General features: G+C 65.6%; 25 protein-coding genes and 1 pseudogene. 10 read left to right on the top strand and 16 right to left on the bottom strand.

The features are described from left to right. Positions 1 to 53 precede the first annotated feature (53 nt). The 5 genes from I8N68_RS26500 to I8N68_RS26480 all read right to left on the bottom strand — a co-directional run bounded on the left by I8N68_RS26500 (position 54) and on the right by I8N68_RS26480 (position 5,106). Positions 54 to 1,274: a tyrosine-type recombinase/integrase gene (locus tag I8N68_RS26500; protein WP_200215219.1), complete on the bottom strand. Its 1,221-nt coding sequence runs from the start codon at positions 1,272 to 1,274 to the stop codon at positions 54 to 56. Beyond that, the gene (locus I8N68_RS26495) at positions 1,274 to 1,471 is read right to left on the bottom strand and encodes an excisionase family DNA-binding protein (protein ID WP_091340828.1); all 198 of its coding nucleotides are present in this window, start codon (positions 1,469 to 1,471) and stop codon (positions 1,274 to 1,276) included. Before I8N68_RS26495 ends, I8N68_RS26500 begins: the two co-directional genes overlap by 1 nt. Further along, positions 1,468 to 3,036, bottom strand: coding sequence for a replication initiator (locus I8N68_RS26490; protein ID WP_200215218.1), 1,569 nt, complete (start codon positions 3,034 to 3,036; stop codon positions 1,468 to 1,470). Before I8N68_RS26490 ends, I8N68_RS26495 begins: the two co-directional genes overlap by 4 nt. A gap of 489 nt (positions 3,037 to 3,525) precedes the next feature. Beyond that, on the bottom strand, positions 3,526 to 3,873 hold the full coding sequence (locus tag I8N68_RS26485) for a pentapeptide repeat-containing protein (protein ID WP_200215217.1): 348 nt from the start codon (positions 3,871 to 3,873) through the stop codon (positions 3,526 to 3,528). A gap of 654 nt (positions 3,874 to 4,527) precedes the next feature. Next, positions 4,528 to 5,106 carry a DUF6346 domain-containing protein gene (locus I8N68_RS26480; RefSeq protein ID WP_200215216.1) on the bottom strand — a complete coding sequence of 193 codons (579 nt, stop codon included), beginning with the start codon at positions 5,104 to 5,106 and terminating at the stop codon, positions 4,528 to 4,530. Between the two features lie 759 nt (positions 5,107 to 5,865). Here I8N68_RS26480 and I8N68_RS26475 point away from each other — a divergent pair. Then, positions 5,866 to 6,658: pseudogene (locus tag I8N68_RS26475) on the top strand (IS5 family transposase). 300 nt (positions 6,659 to 6,958) lie between these two features. Here I8N68_RS26475 and I8N68_RS26470 read toward each other — a convergent pair. Further along, a complete protein-coding gene (locus I8N68_RS26470; protein WP_200215215.1) occupies positions 6,959 to 7,138 on the bottom strand; it encodes a hypothetical protein in 180 nt (59 codons plus the stop codon). 394 nt (positions 7,139 to 7,532) lie between these two features. Here I8N68_RS26470 and I8N68_RS26465 point away from each other — a divergent pair, with 394 nt between their 5' ends. Beyond that, on the top strand, positions 7,533 to 7,733 hold the full coding sequence (locus tag I8N68_RS26465) for a hypothetical protein (protein WP_200215214.1): 201 nt from the start codon (positions 7,533 to 7,535) through the stop codon (positions 7,731 to 7,733). Between the two features lie 429 nt (positions 7,734 to 8,162). On the opposite strand, the gene I8N68_RS26460 is transcribed toward I8N68_RS26465, so the two are convergent. After that, positions 8,163 to 8,783 (bottom strand): DUF6346 domain-containing protein, encoded by a 621-nt coding sequence (locus tag I8N68_RS26460; protein ID WP_200215213.1) that lies wholly within the window; start codon positions 8,781 to 8,783, stop codon positions 8,163 to 8,165. 388 nt (positions 8,784 to 9,171) lie between these two features. Continuing rightward, the gene (locus I8N68_RS26455) at positions 9,172 to 9,714 is read right to left on the bottom strand and encodes a hypothetical protein (RefSeq protein ID WP_200215212.1); all 543 of its coding nucleotides are present in this window, start codon (positions 9,712 to 9,714) and stop codon (positions 9,172 to 9,174) included. Between the two features lie 637 nt (positions 9,715 to 10,351). Between I8N68_RS26455 and I8N68_RS26450 the strand changes: the two genes are divergently transcribed. After that, entirely contained in the window at positions 10,352 to 10,669 is a 318-nt protein-coding gene (locus I8N68_RS26450) for a hypothetical protein (protein ID WP_307812986.1), read from the top strand. Positions 10,670 to 10,868: 199 nt separating this feature from the next. On the opposite strand, the gene I8N68_RS26445 is transcribed toward I8N68_RS26450, so the two are convergent. After that, positions 10,869 to 11,222, bottom strand: a complete 354-nt coding sequence (locus I8N68_RS26445; protein ID WP_200215210.1) for a hypothetical protein — start codon at positions 11,220 to 11,222, stop codon at positions 10,869 to 10,871. A 595-nt stretch (positions 11,223 to 11,817) separates the two neighbouring features. On the opposite strand from I8N68_RS26445, the gene I8N68_RS26440 reads away from it, so the two are divergent. Continuing rightward, a complete protein-coding gene (locus I8N68_RS26440) occupies positions 11,818 to 12,954 on the top strand; it encodes a DUF262 domain-containing protein (protein ID WP_200215209.1) in 1,137 nt (378 codons plus the stop codon). Positions 12,955 to 12,959: 5 nt separating this feature from the next. Beyond that, the gene (locus I8N68_RS26435) at positions 12,960 to 13,676 is read left to right on the top strand and encodes an MAE_28990/MAE_18760 family HEPN-like nuclease (protein WP_200215208.1); all 717 of its coding nucleotides are present in this window, start codon (positions 12,960 to 12,962) and stop codon (positions 13,674 to 13,676) included. Between the two features lie 391 nt (positions 13,677 to 14,067). Here I8N68_RS26435 and I8N68_RS26430 read toward each other — a convergent pair whose 3' ends face one another. The 4 genes from I8N68_RS26430 to I8N68_RS26415 all read right to left on the bottom strand — a co-directional run bounded on the left by I8N68_RS26430 (position 14,068) and on the right by I8N68_RS26415 (position 16,672). Beyond that, positions 14,068 to 14,403: a hypothetical protein gene (locus I8N68_RS26430; RefSeq protein WP_200215207.1), complete on the bottom strand. Its 336-nt coding sequence runs from the start codon at positions 14,401 to 14,403 to the stop codon at positions 14,068 to 14,070. A 434-nt stretch (positions 14,404 to 14,837) separates the two neighbouring features. Continuing rightward, a complete protein-coding gene (locus I8N68_RS26425; RefSeq protein ID WP_200215206.1) occupies positions 14,838 to 15,023 on the bottom strand; it encodes a hypothetical protein in 186 nt (61 codons plus the stop codon). 738 nt (positions 15,024 to 15,761) lie between these two features. After that, a complete protein-coding gene (locus I8N68_RS26420; protein ID WP_200215205.1) occupies positions 15,762 to 16,070 on the bottom strand; it encodes a hypothetical protein in 309 nt (102 codons plus the stop codon). A gap of 200 nt (positions 16,071 to 16,270) precedes the next feature. Further along, complete coding sequence (locus I8N68_RS26415) at positions 16,271 to 16,672, bottom strand: GntR family transcriptional regulator (RefSeq protein ID WP_200215204.1); 402 nt, start codon at positions 16,670 to 16,672, stop codon at positions 16,271 to 16,273. A 322-nt stretch (positions 16,673 to 16,994) separates the two neighbouring features. Between I8N68_RS26415 and I8N68_RS26410 the strand changes: the two genes are divergently transcribed. Further along, a complete protein-coding gene (locus I8N68_RS26410) occupies positions 16,995 to 17,174 on the top strand; it encodes a hypothetical protein (protein WP_200215203.1) in 180 nt (59 codons plus the stop codon). Then, positions 17,171 to 17,479, top strand: coding sequence for a hypothetical protein (locus tag I8N68_RS26405; RefSeq protein ID WP_200215202.1), 309 nt, complete (start codon positions 17,171 to 17,173; stop codon positions 17,477 to 17,479). The genes I8N68_RS26410 and I8N68_RS26405 overlap by 4 nt, the downstream gene beginning before the upstream one ends. A 139-nt stretch (positions 17,480 to 17,618) precedes the next feature. On the opposite strand, the gene I8N68_RS26400 is transcribed toward I8N68_RS26405, so the two are convergent. Then, positions 17,619 to 17,762 (bottom strand): hypothetical protein, encoded by a 144-nt coding sequence (locus tag I8N68_RS26400; RefSeq protein ID WP_200215201.1) that lies wholly within the window; start codon positions 17,760 to 17,762, stop codon positions 17,619 to 17,621. Positions 17,763 to 17,812: 50 nt separating this feature from the next. Between I8N68_RS26400 and I8N68_RS26395 the strand changes: the two genes are divergently transcribed. Then, positions 17,813 to 18,223, top strand: coding sequence for a P-loop nucleotide/nucleoside kinase family protein (locus tag I8N68_RS26395; protein WP_234040636.1), 411 nt, complete (start codon positions 17,813 to 17,815; stop codon positions 18,221 to 18,223). Positions 18,224 to 18,304: 81 nt separating this feature from the next. Here I8N68_RS26395 and I8N68_RS26390 read toward each other — a convergent pair whose 3' ends face one another. Beyond that, a complete protein-coding gene (locus tag I8N68_RS26390) occupies positions 18,305 to 19,084 on the bottom strand; it encodes an HAD family hydrolase (RefSeq protein WP_200215200.1) in 780 nt (259 codons plus the stop codon). Positions 19,085 to 19,454: 370 nt separating this feature from the next. Next, on the bottom strand, positions 19,455 to 20,018 hold the full coding sequence (locus I8N68_RS26385) for a DinB family protein (protein ID WP_200215199.1): 564 nt from the start codon (positions 20,016 to 20,018) through the stop codon (positions 19,455 to 19,457). A gap of 1,108 nt (positions 20,019 to 21,126) precedes the next feature. Here I8N68_RS26385 and I8N68_RS26380 point away from each other — a divergent pair. Beyond that, complete coding sequence (locus I8N68_RS26380; RefSeq protein ID WP_200215198.1) at positions 21,127 to 21,456, top strand: nucleoside triphosphate pyrophosphohydrolase family protein; 330 nt, start codon at positions 21,127 to 21,129, stop codon at positions 21,454 to 21,456. 273 nt (positions 21,457 to 21,729) lie between these two features. Beyond that, the gene (locus I8N68_RS26375) at positions 21,730 to 22,098 is read left to right on the top strand and encodes a hypothetical protein (protein ID WP_307812985.1); all 369 of its coding nucleotides are present in this window, start codon (positions 21,730 to 21,732) and stop codon (positions 22,096 to 22,098) included. Positions 22,099 to 22,186: the final 88 nt, after the last annotated feature.

Below are 22,186 nucleotides of genomic sequence, written 5' to 3'. Positions count from 1 at the left end.
ATTCGTGGGGGTGGCCTTTTTGCTGCCCGTACAGCAGCGAAGTACAGCAACGGTCATCTCGCGAGGGAATCGCCGAGCCGCTTGAGGGCGTCGCGGGTCGCCTTCGACGAGACCTGCGTGTAGATCTCCATGGTTATCGAGAAGCGGGCATGCCGGAGGATCTGCATGACGACTCTCGGATGGACGTCGAGGTCGGCCAGGAGCGTGGCACAGGTGCGCCTGGCGTCGTGGACGGTGATCGGCCTGACTTTGGCCTTCTCGCAGCGGGTTTGCCAGGAGCGCTGGAAGTTGCGCGGCTCGATGGGCGTGCCATAGCGGGTGGTGAATGCGAGGTCGGTTTCATGCCACGCGTTGCCGGCCGCTGCTCGTGCCTCGTCCCGTTGTACCTTCCTGATTCCTAGTGCCGTGCCGCAGATGTCGGGCAGCGGGAGAGTGGCGTCGGATGCCTGGGTCTTGGTGTCGCGGTGCAGGAGCTGGCCGCGGACGCGTTGCAGTTGGCGGCCGATGGTCAGCTCTCCGGCGTCGAGGTCGACGTCCTCCCATGTCAGTCCGAGGGCCTCACCCTTGCGTAGTCCGGTGACGAGTACCAGGGCGTAGGCGGCGTAGAGCGGGTCCTCGTCGTGGCGGGCGGATTCGAGGAACTTGCGGGCCTCGTCGCTCGACCACGACCTGCCTCGGCGGCGGCGGACCGTGGCGAGGGTTACCGGCACGGCTGGGTTCTTGGTGATGAGGTCTTCGGCCTGGGCGTGGGTGAGGGCGGCCCGCAGCGCGGCCCGGATGTCGCTGATCGTGCGCGTCGACGGGACGGCCTGGCAGCAGCGGCCGACCGCGCAGCAGCGCCGCTTGTCCTTGGGCCGGGTGGCGTCCTTGCCCTGGGCGCAGCACTGGCAGGTGCGGGCCACCTGGTTGATCCAGGTTTGCACGTCCCGCGACTGGAGCCGGTCGAGCCGCTTGGCACCGAGGCCCGGAGTGATGTAGCGGCGGACGATCGTCTCGTAGGTGGCGTAGGTCAACGGTGCCCGGTTCGGCTCGATGATCTCCGACAGCCACCGCGTCAGGAAGCTGCCGACCGTCGGGACGCTGGTCGCCACCGGCCCCTGCTTCGCCTGCTGATGCAGCTTGATCCACTTGTCGTGGACGGCCTCGCGGCTCTTGCCGTAGACGTACTTGCGGGTGCGCTTGCCGTCGGGCTTGGTGACCCAGACGTAAGCGGCGAAGCCGTTGCGGTACGGGAAGATCGAGCCTTCGCCGTTGGCTCGTGCGCGGGCGGGCATCAGGCTGCCTCCTGGCGTTCGACCTGCTGGCGGATGTAGTCGTCGACCCATTCAGGGAGGATGCGGCGGTACTTACCGTCCTTGATGGAGCGCAGCTCGCCGGTGGCGATCTTCATCTTGACCTTGGAGATGCCGAAGCCGAGTAGGACGGCGACCTCGGCGGGGGAGTACCAGCGCGGGGTGAGGTCTCTGCTCATGCAGCCGCCCCGATGAGCCAGGCTTCGTGGGCGAGTTCTTCTCGGCCGATGCGTCTGCTTTCGCGTCGCTGTCTGGCGGCGGTGTTGGCGAGGAGAGCGTCACCGTCGCTGAGCCAGCCGGCTCCGATGTAAGTGAGGGTGGCGACGGTGGTGCTGTCGGTGGACTCGTCGTCTTCTGTGCGGCGGTAGGTGGCGCGGGTGTCGCGCAGCAGGCCGAAGGTGACGGAGTAGCGGCGGGCCTTGGTGAGGAAGTGGCCGCCGAAGCCGAGCATGTGCGCCCACCGCCGCATCCCGGCGTAGGCGTGGGGTTTGGTGTCAAGGCTGTCTTGACGGTTGCTGGCGGTTGCGGCGCCGCTGGTCGTGTCGCTGTAAGTGGGCCTGCCGAGGTGCCAGCAGGCGTCGATGAGGCGGGCGAGGTGGTCGCCTTCGGGGTCGGCGTAGTCGTCGATGGTGGCGGGGGTGAGCCGGGTGGAGCAGTGGCCGGTGGCTTCGGTCGCCTTGGTGGCGTACTTGGCGAGGTAGGCGGCGACCTTGCCGTCGGTCAGCTCACCGCTGGCGCTATTGACGTGCCGAACGTCGACCTGCTCGCCCCAGGCGACCACCCAGCCTTCGGGCTGGTCGGAGTGTGGGGGTGTGGTGACGGTGATCCGGGAGGCGGCGGCGTGGACAGCAGCGTCCAGGTCGCCGACGGTGATGCCGGCCGGCGGCGGCACGAGGGCGTCCGGGTCGTCAGGGTCGACGCCGTCGAGGCGCAGCAGGACGTGGAAGTGCACGGCGGCCCGGCGTTGCATCTCGGCGACCTTGCCGTGCGACACCCGCACGGGCGGCACCCAGCGGAGCTTGCCTGAGGCGGTGAGGACCCGAACGAAGGGGATGCCACGTCGGCGGCAGAGGGCGGCGAGGTTGCGTTCGATGGCCTGTTTGGTGCGCCGCCACAGCTCCCCTGAGAAGTGGTTCCAGACGACCTGGTGGTCGTGGTCGTAGCAGTCGAGGCACAAGGGCTGCCCGAGCCGCGGATCGTCGACGTCGTGGCGGGCGAAGCACACCGCGGGCTGCCCGTGCGGGCAGGTGCCGGGGGTGCTCCGGGCGTGGCAGGGGGCCGGTCGGCAGTCGCAGCGCTGCCGGCTGCGGCAGGTGTGACGGGGGATGTGCCGGTGGTGGACCGCGCCGAACGACGGGGCGGTGAAGGTGGCGAACACGACCGGATGCCGGCCGACCGAGGCAGGGACGCCCTTGCCGCCGGTCAGGCCGCACCGGACGACCTGGTAGGCGTCGCCCTGGTAGACCCAGGCGCAGTCGGAGCACTGCGATTCGCGGCGGTTGCCGCACGCCTTGTAAAGCGCCCGGTCGGGCAGCTCATCGGTGTGCAGTCGGCTGGTGATGCGGCCGGTGTTTCGGTCGACGGCGGCAATGGTGCCGGAGAGGCGGATCGGGCGCGAGCAACCGCCGGCGGGGCGGGTGTGCTCCAGCCAGCCGGAGAACTCCGGCGAGGCGGCGCGGTGCAGCGCTTGGAGGTCCCGGCCGACGGCGAGGCCGGGCCGGCACAGGGTGAGCGGGGTGGACACGACTGTCTCCTCTTCAGGGGGTGGCAGGGACGGGAGACGAAGCACCACCAGCCGTGGACGGCTGTCCGCTGGTGGTCTTCGTCGTGTCTCCTGGCACCGCCGACAGGGCGGCAGACGCCGGAGGGCGGAGTCGTGGTCGTGCCACTTCCCGCCGATGGGTCATGTCCTTTCGCGCTCGTGGGCTCGGTGATTGGGCCGGCACGGGCGGGGAGCCTGGGATGTCGGCATCCGGCGGGCTGCCGCAGGCTGCCCCACCCGTGGACATGTGCGAATCCGGGCCATCGTGGACGGCAGGCAAGGCCGTGCTGGGCCGCTCAACGGATTCGGGGGACCGGCACAGCGGCCGGTGCGATCGAGAACCGGCGGGGGGTGACCCGCATCAGCGGCAGGAAGGCCGCTCGGCATCCTCGAGATCGAGTTCAGCGATTCGGCAGGAAGGCCGCGCTGGCGTGCTCGACGAGCGCCAGAGTAGCACCGGGTGCCGACACGTCAACCCGAAGTAATGCCGGAGTCTGAGAGGCCGTCCGGCCACCCAATTACGCGCTCGGCGGTGACACCTCGAAGGTTGGCCCCGTCCCACCGGGCCCCGGTAACGTCTGTGCGTCCGTACTCCGGATCGTGAGTCCTAACGTAGCTGAAACGCGCGTAGGACAGATCCGCGTCGCGCAGGTCGGCACCCCGCAGATCGCAGCCAGCAAAGCTGGCACCCCGGAGCGACGCACCCCGGAGGTCGGCGCCACGGAAATCACAAAACTTGAAGTAGTGCTTATCCAGGGTGCGATGCCGAAGATCGCGACCCACGAACGACTGCCTCGTCGCGCCGGGCAGGATGCTCATCCGCGAACCGTAGCCCGATTGCCCGTTGCCGAACCACCGGCTTTCTACGCGCTCACATGCGACGTATCGAGCGGTGCAGGACAGCCGCCCGCCGGCCTTGTCGGGTCTCAGGACCTTGTCGGGTCTCAGGACCTGCGTGGGAGGACTTTCTGTACGTCTTCAAGGCGGCCCGCAACGGGCCGCACGCGCCGCCGCCTGGGCGCGCGTCCGACGCTCCGCTGTCGCTCCACGCCGGCCACGCAAGACGCCCGTCGGCTGGCGCGGACAGCGGGAAGCCCGGGGGCCGCCGCAGACGGCAGCGACGAGAGTGGTTGAGGTTCGTGGGCCGGCAGCCGGCCGGGCGCGGCGGCCGTCGCACCGCCGCGCCGTAGGGGCGAGTAACCGCCGGCCGTGGTGGGGATGCGGCGCGGAGGATGCGGGGCCGCCCCTCCGACCTCAAGGGTGCTTCGCATCGCTGCGCGACGGCCCTACGGGCCGCCCTTGACCCCGGAGCCTCTGCGACCCCTCGGGCCGGCGTTGCCGGCAGGCGGGGGCCTGCCCGGATAGCACGCGCCGCATCCCCACCACGGCCTCGTCGCAACGCGCAGCGTCAAGCCTCGCTTGACTCCGGCCACCCTAGGCATCTAATCACCCGACGACCGGCTCGCCAGCGGCTCAATCTGCGGTTGAAGGTCGGCGACCACGAAAGCGCAGGTACCGGGGCGCGCCGAGGAACGCCCTGGTCAGGAACATCACGACCCCGAAGCCGCCGACGACCAACGCCACCCAACCCAGCTTGACGATGAGCAGTAAGCCGACATTGAGCAGGTACCCGATTGGTCTACCGTACGAGCAATCGGTGACATCCCCCTTGACATGGCAAGACTCGCGCAGTTCGACCGACCGACCCCGGTCTTCCGGCACGACGTCCGACGCATGTATCCGGGCCTTCCGGACCGTGCCGTCGGGTGCGGTCACCACCGCATCACATTCCCACCAGTAACCAAAGCCCCGCCGGCTAATCGGGCCAACCTGCTGGCAATCGTCCACCACCACCCGCGCCGGGTGCCCGTAGTGCACACCTCCGAAAAGGCTGGCGAGCGTCATGGAACCTAGGAAGGCCACCACGCTGGCCAGGGCCAGCAGGACGGCAAGGCAGGCGGATCGCAGGCGATACTTTGCCGGCCCCAGCGACTGCCAGAGTCGCATCTCGCGGCCATAGATGTCAGGGCCCATGAGGTCAGCACCGAACATCGTCCGGATCATGACGAGGTGTCGCCGAGACTTCGACCGGGCAGGAAGCCTGGGGCATACATGGGTGGCCTTCACTTTCGCGACCGGGTACCCGGCGAATAGGTTTCGTCTCGCGAGGGCCACTACGGTACGACACTGCCGCCACTCGTGCGCGCTCTGTGCCCGACAGTCGGGTCAACAAGGGTTAGCAGTGGGTCTCCCTACCCGGGGCACGTCCCCTCGTCCGCAGACGACGAGCCTCATCACCAGCAGGTCCAGGAGGATCTACCTGGGGATCAAGGCACCTTCCAGACTGAGGGTGCTTGCCCAGTTGGCTAACGCTCCCCGAGGTAGCGGCGAGCAAGTCGTCTGATCATGGCCTCGCCGACGGTGGCGGGCAGGTAGCTGGCCTCTTGATGTGACTCGCTGGCTTCCCACTCGGGGATGTCTGCCGGATCGTCGCCACCAATGCCCAACGACACATCACTATGCCGGGCGCGAAAATAGAACCGCTCGCCGCTTGGCAGAGTCCCTTCTACCTGCACTGGAGCTGCCTCACACGTCACCTGCGCTTCCCAGCCCTCACGTCGAAGGGTGGCGGCGAGTTGGAGCCAGGACGCCGAGTGCTGCTGGTGCCACCGCCGTCGAGCCTCATCCATGAGGTCATTGTCTTGGATCTACCTCTAAGAGGTCCTAACAAAATGATCTCTGGGGTTTCCATCCCTTGTAGCGGGTGATCTACGATGTCGTGCCGTGAGGCGTGGCGAGCAGCCGCCGTGGATCGTGCCGGACGGGCTGTGGCAGCGCATCGAGCCGCTGCTGCCCAAACCTGAGCGCAACCCACGAACCCGGGACGCAAGCGGATCCCGGACCGGCAGGTGCTGTGCGGGATCTTGTTCGTGCTGCACACCGGCATTCAGTGGGAGTTCCTGCCCCAACAACTGGGGTTCGGGTCCGGAATGACCTGCTGGCGGCGGTTGGAGGAGTGGAACCGGGCCGGGGTGTGGCAGCGGCTGCACGAGCTGCTGCTGGCCGAACTCCAGGCACCCGGCAAGCTCGACTGGTCTCGCGCCGTGATCGACTCCTCGCACGTGCGGGCCGCTCGACGTGGCCCAAAAGCGGCCCGAGCCCGGTCGACCGCGCCCGCCCGGGCTCGAAGCACCACGTCCTGACCGAGGGCGCCGGTATCCCCCTGGCCGTATCGCTGACCGGCGGCAACCGCCACGACGTCACCGAACTGCTCCCGCTGATCGACAAGATCCCGCCGGTACGAAGCCGCCGTGGCCGACCGCGGCGGCGCCCCGACCAGATCTTCGGCGACCGCGCCTACGACCACGACAAGTACCGCCGGGCGGTACGGGCCAAGGGCATCCGCCCGCGCATCGCCCGCCGCGGTCAACCGCACGGCTCCGGTCTGGGAGTGGTCCGATGGGTCATCGAGCGCACGATCGCCTGGTACCACGGCATGAAACGGCTACGCATCCGGTGGGAACGCCGCGACGACATCCACGAAGCCTTCCTCGCCCTGGCCACCTGCATCATCACGTACCGACACGTCGTACGACTTTGTTAGGACCTCTAAGTCCGCAGGGGCTGCTGAGTTGGTGACTAACTGAGTGACGATCGGTGCGGACGCGAGCGGACGAGCACGGACGATGGCGGACCGCGTTTCCAGGTCAAGGGCCACAGGGCAGCAGCTCACGTGACGGTGCTGGTTGCCTGGGGCCAAGGGGTCGTCGGGGCGTACATGGGGCACAAGACAGCTTGAAACGCCGGCGGCCAGCGACGAACGGGACCGAGTCGCACCCCATTCCGTCACGCATCCCCAACTGCCGCAGGGTGGGCCGGCGGTAGCCGCTTCCTTCGTGATATCTCACGGCGTCCCACCTCTTCGAGGCAGGGTACGTCCGTACTGAATCGCGAAGAATGTACCCAGCACTGGCAGGAGCGCCACACCCCAGCCGCCTGCGTGGAAAAGGAGCGCGATCGCTATACCGTTGGTGATCAGCATTGCGAGGATGTAGAGAGCGATGCGCAACTCCAGAAGAGACATGCGTGGAGTATTGCGGACGGGCGCAGACCGGGTGTGACCCAGGCCAGCTCATCACCTGTGGACCGCCGCACAACGCTCCGGCGTCGCCGGGTCCACTGGTACCTGAGCCCAAAGTGGGCGTGACCAGGTGACGCCCGTGACGGGGTCGCGGCGAGAGGTGGCCGCCGACAGCAACGACCCCGGACGAGGACAGCCGCCAGTGGCCAAGCGCGGATCAACGCCCGACGTCAGTGACGTGCGCGGACCGGCCCGAACGGAGCGCCCAGAACTTACAAACGAGGGGTCGAAGGGAGCGGCGACCGTACCGTCGATGCGGACAGGTCCAACGCCGTTGTGAGTCGAGCCATGGCTGGAGCAAGGGGCATTAATCACGGACACCCCGGAGCCTTGCTCCGTGATCTTCTTTGATGAGGATGATGCCAGCCCTGACGAGCCGTCGTCTCGCCAAGGCTGGCGATACGTGGCGACGAACGGCAGTGTCTTCGCGGTGATGGTGGCGTTGGCGGTTGCCGGCCTGCTGATGCTCGCGACCCTCATGGTGTACTCGCGCGTCATCGTCGGCTGGTCGCTCGTGTTGGTTCGCTCAGTGATGTAGGGCCGTCTGAGTGACAAGCTGAGTGACGACCGGGGCGACCACGGACGGACGTCCACGTACAACGACGGATGCCCGTACCAGCGCAGTGCGGGAATCAGGGCAGGTCGTCGCGGGCTGATTGTTGCCTGGGGGTCAAGGGGTCGACGAGGACCAGGTCCAGGCTGCGGCCAGGCCGTCAAAGGCGGGCCAGCGGTGACCACCAGCAACCGCCGGTGTCAAGCCTTCGCACAGGCCAGAGCTCGAATGCCCACCCTTTGCCGAAATGCAAGGCCGGTGACAGTTCACAGCAGGACAGCCCACTGCGGACGTCGTGCGGGCAGGATGGGCGGGTGAGCGACACGCAGGTCCTGACGAGGGGTCGACAATGCCGCGCGGCAGCCCACGCGGTGAACGATGAGCCGGTCAAGTCCCAATGATCGGGCAGGCAGTTCATCGCGGGACAGAAGCCGGGGAGCGACGGCGCCTGCGCCGGTTTAACCAGGCGAAGTACCTGGGGACTCCAACCACTGCGCGTACCAGATAGAAGCCGGCACCAATTATCAAGAGAAGCGATAGGCAGCGACTGACCATGACCACCACCGCTACGGCGAGTCCCCAGAAGAGGGAAGTTGGCCGGCCGTAGTTGCACTCGGTGTTGTTCTTGCCAAAGCAAGCCTCACGGAACTCCACCGGCCGTCCGCGGTCGTCCGGCGTGACAACCGAGTGGCCCACTGTAGTCGAAACAGTCCGACCGTCGCTCATCCGCACCGTCACGCCGCAGCGCCACCAGTAACCGAACCCGTACACGCTCACCGGGCCCACCCGCTGACACTTCTTCACCATCGCTACCGCGGACTGTTCCTTGGGGGAGGACTTTATGACCCCAGTTCCGGAATAGAAACTTGTGACGGTGCTGGCCAGCCCGGTCGAAAGGACCACCCCCGAAAGCAGTGCGAGTGCCGTCAGGAACTGGGTCAGCCGGCCCCAGAATGGCCCCCGCCGTTCATACGCGACGATCTGCTCGCGCACAAGCTCAGCGGTGCTCTTGGTCGGGCCACCCTTGTTTGGCACCTGCCACTTCCTTCCTGCAGCGTTTCAGCAGCATAAGAGGCACCGTCAAGCCGACATCTACCGCTGACATCAACCGTTGCAGACGTCGGCGGACAGATGAGGACTCGCGGCGCGCCCGACCAGGACGTGGTAGCCGTCGGGGGGGCGCTGCCGCTCATGCCAGAGCCGCCTTACAAGCGAGGGGTCTGGTGGGCCGTCTCCGGGCCGTCTGGGCCGCCGGCGGGCCGTCTAACGCCGACCAAGGATGACCGACGACGACCGGCAGCACCCGAAAAACAGCAGGCCAGCCGCGATGTGTTAGCGGCTGACCTGGTGGGCGACGGACGAGTCGACCTGTACGCCGGAGACTATGGCATCGCCGCTGCGGGTGGCAGGGTGGCGACGAGAGTCATTGCTGCGGCACCTGGACTGTCACTGGCATGGTTCCCGTGTCGATCTCACAGGGTAGGTACCAACTCCCATGATCCTGGTGCTCAGCAGTGAATGCCAGACGGATAACCGGACCCCGTTCGCGCAGCCAGGACTCCTGCGTGTAACTCCTCATCCAGTGCCCGGGGTGGGTGTGCTCCAGCTGGTACGGCAGCTCTTCACCGACCGGAAGACTCTTGTCATACACGACTTGACGCCCCATGCCATCGGCCTGCGCATCGTCCGGCCCAGTGTGAGGCGTGAAGCGGTAAGGCCCCCAGACGTGCTGCTTGACCTCTTCGCGGGTCGGTCCGTCCATGTACTGCTGGAACCCACTTTCGCCTCGGCGGTGGTGGTCATTCCTGACGGCTACGGTCAACCGATCGAGGCGGTCGAGCCCCGGCGGGCCAATCAACGCCACCCGCAGACGGATGCCTTCGGAACCTGGGTTGAAGGGCTCGCAAGTCACACGTAGCCGAGGGGAGAGCTCGCTCTTGCGGCGCTCGCTCTCGATGGCGGTCATTCGGACGGCGGTCGTCCTCGCTTGCCAAGCGGCGATGGCCGCGATGGCAGCGGCGGCGACGGCCGTAGCGCCCTGGACTGGTGCCCAGATGTCCAACGGTTCAGCCGATCGTGCGACGGGGTGTCGGCGAGCGCGATGATCGTGCCATCGACTGAGTCGTAGATCAGTTCGCCACGCCGGGCAGACGGTTGACCGCCGCTGCCGCGACGAACCGGGCGGGGGAGGCTGCCGACAGCAACGGTGGCAAAGAGCCGGGGCGCCACCAGCCAGCAGCACACTTGGCCGGACGGTCGTTTGAGGTGGGCGACGCGGCTGGACGCGGCCGGACGAATTGCCCAGAACTTACAAACGAGGGGTCGCGACTCTCGCGATGGCAGCCAGGCTGGCAGTCAGGTGAGTGTCTAACTGAGTGACTACGGGTGCGAACACGGCCGCACAACGACGGACGTCGGCGCACCGATCACGCAGATCAGAGGCTCAGCAACGCCAGCTCAACGAAGCGGAATCGTTGCCTGGGGGTCAAGGGGTCGAGCTGATGTCGCAATGCGCAGGAGCCGTGCGGGATCATGGGCTAGTGCCGACAGACGGAGCTCTCCCGAGTCAGACCCGACGGCCGCTCACCGAGCCTGAACGAGCGGTGATTGAACGTCTGCTGGGTTCGACGTTTCCCGGTAGTACCGAGCTGCTGGCCCAACTGAGGCATGCCGCCGTCGAAGGTGGATGCGGCTGCGGTTGCGCGACGATCAACCTGTCCGTTGACCAATCGTCGGCGACCCCTGCTCCGGTCATCTCACCGGCACCCGTTTCAGCGGACATCAGCGACGGCGACACCTACGCCGGTGTCGTCCTACTTGTTGACGGCGGATTTCTGTCGTGCCTAGAGGTCTACTCCATCGGTGAGCCCGTCCGAGATCTGCCACCGCCGCACGCCATCACTCCCCGCCCGGTGAGGTGAGCCCAGACGCCCGAGGCTCGGGGGCTCCTACTTGGGTGGCGACCTGAGCTGCGCGCCGAGTCGCTTGGGGCACGCAGGGGGCACAAGACACCGTCAAACATCGTCAACCAGCAAGCAGCCGTGGCAACCGCCAGAGCGGTCTGAGCAGCCGTCGAGCATTGATTCTACTGGCGGGCCGATCGTGGCCTGTAGTTCCGCTTCAACTCTCCGACGTGCTGTCCTGGAGGTACCGCAGGCAGCCGCGGCCGAAGAGTGTCACTGCCCATGCAGCATTATCGTCGGCGTGGGCGAGTCGGTCTTCCGCCAGGCCGTGCCGCACGAGGGCAGGCATCAGCGGCACGATTCCTGCGGCCAGGTTGGGGAACTGCTCTTCAAGCTGAGACTGAAGTGCGACCCCGGGGAGTCGCTCTGCTCTGTCTGGGCGACGAGGAAGCGAGCCGCCGGCGATGGCGTCGAGGACTCGGACGTGAGCAGCTTCGAGATCGGCGAGAGCGTTGATGATGAGGATCCCCAGATCTAGACGTGCGTCGTCCTGGAGGTTCTCGGTCAGCACGGCAGCGGAGTGCCATGACCTTCTGGTGGTACATCCTTGCTCTTGGCCCAAGCCTCGAATTCCTCTGCGGATAGGCCGGTGGACTCTGTGATGGCTTCTACAAGCAGTTCGACGTTGCGGAGTCCCCGGCGGTCGCGAACGGCGACAAGCTCAAGGGCCGGCTTGATGAGGGCGGCGCCTAGCGCGCCCGCCGGGCCAACGACGGCGAGACCAACGCCAACGGTTCCGACCTCGATGGCAGTCCGGGCTGCGTAGCTGTCGTGCTGCTTCGCGCTTGGTCATGCTCTCTGCATAGCTTGCTGTTTCAACGGGTTGCTGTCGACAGCAACGGTGAGCAACGGGCCGGGACGGGGAAAGCTGCCGGCCGCCGTGCGCGGACGGTCGCCCGAGGTGGCGGATGCCGCCGGACCCCACCGGACGAAGCGCCCAGAATTTACAAGCGAGGGTCGTCGGGTGCAGCCGCAAGAGGCAGCGCCTCGGGACAGATGAGCATAGCGTCCATCTTGGACATATCGGCTACTGTTACTACGTCAACTCGCCGCGCGCTCCGGTAGGGTGGCTGAGCCGGAGTAAAGACTGTTCTCGGGGAGTGTGGGTGGACAACGAAGCTTCTCAGTTCGACGGAGAAAGCGTCGAGGCTGAGTTTGAAGACGATCTTGATTCGGCTAGAGAGCAGGCGGAGCCACTCGATCTAAGCTCGGAGGAGCGGAAACTTGTAACCCAGCCATATGATCTGGGCGTTAAAGGTATCAACGATGACATCGAACGTGGTCGTCTGCAATTGTCCATCGAATACCAGCGCAAGTACGTATGGGATCAAGCGAAAGCCAGTCGACTCATTGAATCGCTCTTGCTGAACGTCCCGATCCCCGTCTGTTACTTCGCGGAAGACGAAAAGGGCAATTACGAAGTTATCGATGGGCTTCAGCGACTTACGACGATTAAGCGCTATCTAGAAGGCGAGTTTCCGCTAACGGGTATTTCTGTTCTTAGGGAATTGGAGGGTAGGGCGTTCGCGGATCTTGCCCCGCGCGATCAGCGACGCCTGGAGAACCGCACAATCCGCTGTATCGTTATTACTGACGACAGTCATCCAGACATCAAGTTTGATGTCTTCGAACGACTTAATACCGGTGCCGCGAGCTTAACCGCTCAAGAGTTGCGTAACTGCATCTACCGAGGCGCCTTTAATGATTCCCTGAAGTCGATGGCCCACAACCCTGATTTCCTAGGCCTGATGGGAACTCATGGGAATCCGAGAATGGATCACGAAGAACTCGTACTGAGATTCCTTGCGCTGACTAACGGGGTAGCCTCATATAAGCCGCCGCTTCGGCAATTCTTAAACGCGTTTATGCGGGAAAACCGATCATCCGCCCCCGATGCCTCCACGGTTACCCTATTTGATGAAACCTGCCATGCCGTGTTCCAAGCATTAGGAGGGGGTGCTTTTAGAGCTAAAGCCCGCGACGGGAAGGTGCACCGGAACGTTAACAAGGCTTTCTTCGATGCAATCATGGTGTCGGCGGCTTTCTGTGACAAATCGCAGTTGGTGGCTTCTGCGTTACAGGTGCAAGAACTGAGAGAGGAGGTCCTCGACGAGGAGGAGTTTCTTGCGAGCATTGGCTCAGCCACTGCCGACCGCTCGCGCATGAAGTATCGGATTCAAAGATTCGCCAAAGGACTGACAGAGAGAGGAATTGCTGTTAGCCTGCCTGAGATCAAAGGCTGACGGCTGTGGCGAGCATCGATCGCTTTGGTGCAGGCGTCGACGAGGTGAAGCGCCTTCTCGAACTCGATCCGTCTCACCAAGAGGACTTGGATCCATCTGACTCGGTCGCCAGCGTTGGGGCGAGCGTTCGCCGCGCTGCCGTTGTACTCCTCGTTAGCCACTTTGAAGGATTCCTGAAAGCTGTCGGAGAAGAACTCCTTGATGCGCTAAGCGACGGAACCATTGAAACGAGGAGTATCCCGCGGGGTGTTCGAGAGGTGCATGTAATGCCTCGTCTCGCCGAGGTCGTGGCTTGTAATGACATTACGCAACGGTTTGCGCTTCTCGCAAAACTAGGCAGCATATCAAGCCTCTGGAACGATTCCGCCAAGCCATCCAAAGGCACATTGCGCACCAGCGTAATTTCCCGAACCATTCATAACGCAGACAGTGAATGCATCGACAAGCTATTTCAGATGTTCGGGCTGACGGAGCAGGTCTGTAACGGTGAGATCGACGTCTGGGACGATGAGCTTGAGATCGAGCAGTCAGACGACATTCGTACTCGACTGAAGGACATCGTGAAATGCCGCAATGACATCGCTCACGGCGACATGGACCGGCGGCCGACGCGAGATGACGTTCGTCGCTACCTCATATTCCTTACGCATTTCTCTCGAAGACTCGATCGCAAGCAGAGGCAGCTCATCGAACGCTACGAATCATTTGCGGCGTCATCCTAGTATCGGCCCGCATGTTTCTTTCTGGATTTGCGAGCAGTCAATCCCGGCCAACAAGGCAGATGTCGACGGCGAGTCGCTGCCTTCGACTCGGTTGACCTCCCAGAGCATTGCGATGCAGCCAGGCTAGCGGCGTCAAGGTGAGTGTCTAACTGAGTGACTACGGGTGCGAATACGACCGGACAACCACGGACGTCGGCGCACCGTTCGCGCAGGTCAGAGGCTCGGCAACGCCAGCTTAACGAAGCGGAATCGTTGCCTGGGGGTCAAGGAGTCGCCGGCTTGCCATCCCTAGGAGCATCGGGATGGCAGGAAGACCTTCAGTCGTTCGTGGTTGAGTTCGAGCTGACGCTACGGACGATGGCGGACCGTTACGGCAGCTCGGAAATGCCGCCTACCAGCTTGCCGTCCAGTGGTACCAGGGACCCTCGATCTGTTCGAACTGTGGCCACTCCCATTCACCGTTTCCAAGGTCACTGTCCGGCCCGCTTGGGAAGTAACCCCATCCAGAATCGTCGAGGCCAGGGCTGTCGACAGCGTAGAAGATGTAGCCGCCCTTCACCCCGTATGACGACCCAATGTCACACGAGCCGATCTTGTCAGGTGCATCGACCGAATCGAACGCGTCTAGGGTCGGGGGCGGCGGTAGCTTCGTCACCACCTGGTCGAAGGTGGCACGGTCGAAGCAGTCCGGGCGGGGGTAGTACCCCATGGCGAGCGCGGTCGTCACTGGTATCGCCACAAGGGTGGCCCCGACGGCCGTAACCGCGATGGCCCAAGTTCGCATATCGCGGAGTCTGCCAGACCTTCGGAGGAATGTAGAGATCCAGGCCGTGCCCGTTACGTGCCCGCCTGACCCGTCACCAGGGGCACCAAGGAGTGGAATACAGCGGCACCACCAGCCCTGAGCAGCGGGCCAGCCTCCCTGTCACCGACGGCGAGGAGCGATCTATCAAAGCTCAACGTGCCTTCTAAACTGACGGTTCTCTGGGCCGTATCCGGGCCGTCAAGCGCCGACCAACGATGACCGAGGACGACCAGCAGCACCCGAAGAAACGGCAGGTCAGCCACCAGATAAGGGCGGCTGACCTGGTGGGCGACGGACGAGTCGACCTGTACGCCGGATTCTGCGGGGCGCGCGGAGAGGGCGCCTGGCTTCCTCCGTCAGGTGTAGATGTACTCGCGGGTATGGCCGCAGGGGCTCGCCGTCAGCTTGTAGCCGTCGATGTCGGAGGCCGGGCCGTGCGGACCCTTTCTCGTAAAGTCCTCGCGGCTGACGTTCTCAACCTGGATGCCGCACTCGGCTTCCGGACACGGCTGGCCGACGACCAGGGCTTGACTGTTGTTCATGGAGCGACTCTAAGAGCCGGATACGACAACCTGGGCCCGGCACAGATCCGGCACAACCGAGCGCGAGTAACGGCGGAAGATGCCGGAAGCCGACGGAAGGCATTTCGGCAGGTCAGCAGCCATGCCGATGACAGCGTGGGAGGCCGGGAAGCCGGGGCTCTTACTGTCCAGCGGAAATGCACGAATCGGGGCAGTTCACGGCGTTGACCTGCACCTCGGCGACCACCTCGCTCATCTCGACGGTCCGACGGGGTCGTCACTTGCTCTGGTGCGAGGCAGCACAGCAGGCGATGATCGATCTGTGCTGACATGCCCACTCTGCTCCAGCGACGTCGATCCACATGGGCCGGCGGTGCTCCGATTCCGGCGGGACAGCGCATGGAGCTACATGTGGCAGCCGTTCGTGGAGGACCTCCGTACAAGCGCACCGGGCCTCCTCCATCCCCGGTGCCACGTAGAAGACCAAGGGCTCGACGCTCTTCTCGTCTTGATCACCGCCAGCGACAAGCAGCAGCGGGCGAGCGCTTTCAGGGCGCACCAACGGATCATGGAGTTGGAACAACAGCTTGGATCGGGTGACTAGCCAGCCGTCGACAGCAACGGCGACAGCAACCGGCCTGGACGAGGCGGCCCGTCGGCGGAAGCGTGCGGACAGTCGTCCGAGGTCGCGAACGCGGACAGACGACGCCGGACGATCCGCACAGAGCTTGTAAGCGAGACGTCACCTTGGTCCGCTGTCTATTGCCTCTCTGTGACGAGGAGGTCGATGGCACTCCGCGGCTTGAGGAAAAATGCGGTGAAGCCGGCCGCTCTCGCCCCTGCCGTGGCCTCAACCGTTACGACGTCCCCGGACTGGAGCTGAAGCTCAAGCGGTGAGCTTCTGAGCCAGTCCAGGCGGGCCTGAATCTCGTGTGTTCCCGGCGGCACCTCGACCCGAATCCGATCGAATCGTCCCACCTTAGCCGCGAGGGAACCGTCAAGGTAGAACTTGAACTTCCGGCCTGAGCCCAGGAAGTCAAATCCTCTCACCAGGATGACCGTAGGCACCGGGTGACCCACCTTTCCTTCACGAACCTAGATGGCCTTCTATAGGGGCTGGCTGGTTCATGGGACGTTACATCCATCGAGCAGCCAAGGGAGCAGCCAAACCGGCGAGCAGTAGTGAACGAGCGCGGACGCGGACACCACGTCGAGCAGGACGACCAAATGGCTGACCAGCGCCCCGGGACTGACTCGCAATGCGCAGGTCAGCGGCCGACGCGGATCTGATCGGCTGGGTACAGCTCGCGGGAGCCGTCGGCGCGGAAGACGACCAGGACGGGGACGCCTTCGCCGATGTCCAGCTCCTTGCGCTCGGCGGGGGTTGGCATCCGAGCGGAGGCGGTGTCGCCCTTGCGCAGGGTCACCGTCTCGGTCGGCTCCAGGTTGCGGACGAAGGTGCCGCGCGGGGGTTGGACGATCACGAGCCCTTCCGACCGGAGCAGGGAGATGGCCTGCCGGACGCTGGTCCGGCTGAGTCCATACTCCTGAGCCAGTCGCAGCTCGCTCGGCAGCGACGCGCCGGGCGCGAGGTCGCCGGACGTGATCCGGTCGCGCAGTAGGTCGGCGAGCTGCCGGAACACTGCGCGATCCGCGTTGGGGTCGATCACGAACGTGACGCTACGTGTCCAACAGCTCTACAGTTTATTGTATCTACAGTCCTACGTATGTACGGTGGGCTTGCAGGTGCGGCGGTCGGATGACCAACAAAGGCCCGACCGCCGTGCCGCCACCAGGAAGGGGAGATCCGGTGCGGCGTGTCTTGTACGAGGAGTACCTGCTCGCCGTCGCGATGACCCTGGCGAGACGGCATCGACCGATCTGGTGCTGGCGGCAGTGGCGACAGGTGTGCCGGTGCGGAGCCGACCTGCCGTGCCGCGCCCGGCATCGGATTCCGATTAGTCGTGGCCACTGGCCGGGGGAGGGGGAGCAGTGAAGGAGGAACAGGCGCAGATGATCCTCGCGGTGCACGTCCGAGGGCTCGATGGCATGTGCGCCGGCTGCCGCGCATGGTGGTCGCGGCTGACGCCGTACCCGTGCTGGCAGATCGATTGGGCGACCAGCCGGCAGGCCCGGACGATCACCGCTCGCTTCCTGGATGGTGTGCGATGACCACCCACGGGCCGGTCGTGCCGGTCTGGAGCTGCGGAGGCTGCGACCTGCCTTGGCCGTGCCCGACGCGGAAGCGGGAGCTGCGAGCGGAGTATGCCGATGCTCCCGTGTCGCTCGCCCTCTACCTCGGCTCCTACCTGGTCCAGGCCACCGAGGACATGCCCTGGACGCCGGCCGGCATGCTGCACCGCCGCTTCCTCGGCTGGACCAGGCAGGCCGAGCGGTCGACGCCAGCAGTACAGCAGCGAAGTACAGCAACCGCACCAGCCGAACGGAGCCGAGAAGCGCCTCAGCAGGCCGTTTGACCTCGTATCGAGCCCGATCCGACCCGCTCGCCGAGATTTCACACCGAAGAGGTCACTGGTTCGATCCCAGTAGCGCCCACCATCGATATAGCACACAAAAGGCACCCTCCGGCGAGGGTGCCTTTTGCTGACTGCATCGTTAGTTGTCGTTGGAAGTCAGCGGATCGTCAGCGAACGCGTCGCGGATGCGTTGATCACGCCCGTCCGATCGGTGGGTGTAGAGGTTCAACGTGGTCGACGGCTTCTCGTGGCCCATCACGGCCTGGACGTCGTTGACGGGCACACCGCGCTGGTGAAGGGCATCCTCGCGGACGAGGGTTTGTGATGCGGGGCGTGATCCTGTACGGCCCGCCAGCGTCGGGCAAGGACACGATCACAACCGCCTTGCACAGGCTCGATGCCCGGTACGCCCTGTACCCGCGTCTCAAGGTCAGCGCGGGACCCACTAACGGCTACCGCATGGCCGATGAAGCCACTCTTGCCCAGCTACGTCACAACGGTGATGTCGTTTGGGAGAAACAGCGGTACGGCGCCCGCTATGTCGTGGACCGGCCGTCCCTGACGCAGCGGTTGTCGACCGGCGTGCCCGTCGTGCACCCGGGCCAGCGTCCCGCCGTCGCTGCGGTCGCCGCGGCTGTTCCGGGTGCCCGCTGGTGTGTGGCCTACCTGTGGTGTCCGCGAGAGGTGGCGGCGCGGCGGATCATCGCCCGCCGAACTGGCGACACCGATGCGCGCCTGGGATGACACCGAGCCGCTACCCGATGCCGATCTCAGTCTGAACACCGCTGACGTGTCTCCGCGTGCCGCAGCCGAGCGAATCCATCGTCACGTCCTGGCCGATGAGCCCTCAGCCGTGCCCCTGCTCTGATGAAGTAGGGCGAGTAGCCCGTGGCCGTCCTCGATGCGGGCGTCCGGTCGCAGGTCCGGGTGGGGTGGTTCCCGGTCCGTGCGGGGTGAGCGCATGAGGATCGCGGCGCCGGCGCCCGCACGGCGGGCGCAGGCGATGTCGCGGTGCGGGCTGTCTCCGACGAACCAGCACTCTGCGATCGGTACGCCGATGGCGTCGGCGGCCAGCTGGGCGAGGCGGGGGTTGGGTTTGCGGGGTCCGGCTTCGTCGCTGTAGAACTCGGCGGCGAACAGGTGCGACAGGCCGGCGGCGGCGAGGAAGTCCCGGTGGGCGGCGCCGCAGAGGGTGTTGCTGACCACGGCCATCGGCAGGCCTGCGTCGGCGGCGGCGTGCAGCGCCTCGGGGATGCCGGGGCGGACCCCCCACTCCGAGCGCCAGGTCCAGGCGTACGCCAGCGGGGTTGCCTCGCGCTCGATGGCGTCGCGGGCGGGTTGTGGCCAGGTGGGGGTGACGAAGTCCGCCCATACCTGGGCGTGTGTCAGCTCGACCGGATCACGGGTCTGGCCGACGTCATCGCGCCAGCGCGCATAGGCGCGCGCGCCCTCGGTCAGGTCGGCAGCGATTCGCTCGGCCGGCACCGAGTCGCCGGTCAGTTGGGACAGCCGACGGACGAGGTCCGGGGGAGCGGGGGGTTGTCGCGGGGCATCGGCCAGGACGCCACCGAAGTTCAGCAGGAGCGCGCGAGGCATCCGCAGCATGCCCTTATCGTTCCGCACCCTCGGGCGTCGGAGTGGGGGAGGGGGAGGCGCGGGGGCACTGGCGATGCAGCGACGATCAGTGAAGCTGCGCCATCTTGAAGTAGCTGATCAGGGTGGTGGCGTGAGGGTCGTTCGGGGTGCTCGTGCTGGTGGTGGGCGGCAGTCTGAGGTGTAGCTGGCCGACCGCGGCTGGCTGCACAACGGCCCGACGGGAAGATCACCGTCCGCCCGTGACCGGCCCGCACGGACGGCAGGGCGTAACCAAGGTGTCCCCGGTGGCTGTTGGAATTGGGTGACGAAAACCAATAAGCATGCCGGGGACACCGAGTCCACGTAGGTTTCCGAAGCTCGATCGCCGGTTATCGGAAAGTCATATTCGGCGCGGTACGGCTCCGTCCTGCCAGCGGTAGAGGTCGCGCAGCAGGGAAATCTCGGCGCCGTGATGGATCAGCTCCCTGTTGACGTGCAGGACGATGCCCTCCATGGGAAACCGCTCGGGACCCACCGTGGGCGGATTCTCCAGGTCAGCGTCCGAGAGCTCGCGGACCCCCGCGTTCCATCTCCCATACATCTCATCGAGCTGTTTTAGCGCCTCGTCAGCGGTCCCCGCGTAGGCGAATGTCTGCGAGTCGACGTCCTGGCCGCCGAAGTGCCATCCGACCCGATAGCCCAGGCAGGAGACGATGATGTGCGCCAGCCGCCAGGCAATCGTGGTCACCGGCGCGGGCACCGGGCCAGGGGACGCGGAGTCCATCGTCCATTCCCCCGAACCTGCCGACATCGGTGCGGCCGACGTGCCACGTGGGCGGATGCTCCAGCAGCCGCGCACCGGCTCCCAGAAGTACTCCTCATCGGAAAGACCGTGCAGCCGCGGCCGCAGGTTCTTGTGCCAGTGCCGGTCCAGCTGGTCCGCGAGTCGCTCGCTTCTTGTCACTTCCGCACACTACATACTACGGAGACCTGGCTGCGACCCTCGCGGACGCCCGCCCGAGATCAGCATGAGTATCCCGAGCGAGCGCCACGCCAAAGCCTCCGACCTGCATGTTCGAAGATGGCGAAGACTCAATCTGGCCTCGTGTCGGTGTCCATCTCGCGCCACTGGCCGCCGTCAGCTTGCACGAGGCGCTTCACCATCTGCCGTGCTTCGTCTTCAGTGTCGAACTCTCAGCGGAGCACCTTGCCTGTCTCGGAGTCGCCTGCTCTGGCGACAACTTGCCACCGGACTTCGCGGGCGAGCCACACGTCACGCCGGGTCAGCCGTCCCCAGCTGCTGTTCCACCAGCGCGTCACCAGCTCCCAGCCCACGTCGTCATCGTACAAGCGTTCTAACTCGGCGATGGCAGGTGGTGTGAAAGGGGGAGGTGGAAGCCCGAGCGGACAGGCCGGGAGGGAACCGCAAGCCGATGAAGGAGAAGGGCGGCAGGCGACCACGAACCGAGCGGACAAGGCAGCCACCGTCACGCCTCGGGTGGGTCCTCGCGGTCACCGAGGCACTACTGGACGGCGAAGGCCGGGGTGGTGTTGTGGTCGTGCCCGCTTGGTCGCCACGGAGCGCATCCTGTGATCTGTTGCCGAATTGGCCTGTACTGAGATCAAGGCGCTCCGCGCGGCGCGGACCGCGGCGCGGCAAACGGCTCCGCCGGAGCCGCCGCCCCGGCGCCACAGCGCCGGGGCGAAAAGTGAGCAGGCCCGAACCCCACGCCCCGCCCCGCGCGTTACCCCCGGGTCATGAGGTGACCGTGACCAGCCCGGGAGATGACCAGGGCCAGGCGGACATTCTCTCAGCCGGTGTCGACAGTCCAGAGCCCGCGAAGACCAGAGGCCATCACAGGCCGAGAGTTGCCGAACGATCCGTATGAGGTTGCCGGAGCCCCAGGAAGGAAGGGTAGATGTGTGGTTTGCGGGGCATGGCGTGGAGGACGTCGACGCGGCGTCGGGCCAGGCAGATGACCGCGGCGTTGTGCTTCTTGCCGGCCGCCCTCTTGCGGTCGTAGTAAGACGCGGCTGGTCGGTGGGGAGGGGTACGACCATACTGGTCCGCCATGGACCTGGACGAGTATCAGCGCGGCGCCCTCCGTACTGCCGCTCCACGTGACAAGAGGAACGAGCTGCTCCACCTGGTGCTCGGGCTGGTCGGCGAGTCGGGTGAGATCGCCGAGAAGTTCAAGAAGTGGGTCCGAGACCTCGACAGCGAGGAGTCGCGGATCGACCGGGCCGACATCGCCAAGGAACTCGGTGATGTGCTCTGGTATATGGCGGTGCTCGCCGACTACCTCGACCTCTCGCTGAACGACATCGCGACGGCCAACCTGGCCAAGCTGGCCAGCCGCCAGGGCCGTGGCGTGCTGGGTGGCAGCGGCGACAACCGCTGAGCCGGGAGTTTGCCTATGTGGTTGTCAAGCCGCGTTCGGGGGGCATCAGACCTGCCTGGGCGAGACGACCACGTGCCCGATGCATGCCCGCTGGGTCGGTCAGCAGGGGTCAACAACGGAACATCGGCCGGACTCCCCGACGGCGAAGGTCTACAGCTGCCCCTGGTTGACCGCGCTGCCGGAAGGGTCATCGGTGCCGATCAACACACCTTCCGAACTGACGGTGAGGCGCAGGGGATCGACGGAACCGACCTGGTAGAGGACGATGTCGCCGTGAGCTTCGACCTAGTGGTCCTCGCGGTTGAACCTGCCACCTCTCTGGACGACATGCGAAGGATGATCGTGCACTGCGCCAGCCTGGTGCACCGGGACGGCGAGCCTGATCCGCGGATCATTGGCTTCTACGAGGAGCTGCAAGAGAGCTTCCCGGATCATCCGCCCTACGACCGGGAGTCGCCCTGGATGTCGGCACCCCTCGCCGTCGGCATAGATCACGTGAGCATGAGCATCAGCCACTCGCCTCGGGGCACTAAGGCCGTGCAGGCTGTGTGTCAATTGGCCGAGCGGCATGGCCTGGTCATCTACGACCCTCAGGGCAACGAGGTCACCGGCCTGGATCTTGAATACAGCACCGCTGGGTGACTAACCGAGTGACGATCGGCCCGGACGCAGCCGGACGTCGGTGGACAACGACGGACGCGAGCGCCAGGCAGGACTTGGCTTGCGGCAG

Source organism: Micromonospora coerulea (genome assembly GCF_016598485.1).
GTDB classification, from domain to species: Bacteria; Actinomycetota; Actinomycetes; order Mycobacteriales; family Micromonosporaceae; genus Micromonospora; species Micromonospora coerulea.
Note: the sequence above shows the minus strand (reverse complement) of the source record. Positions and strands in the feature narration are given on the sequence as shown.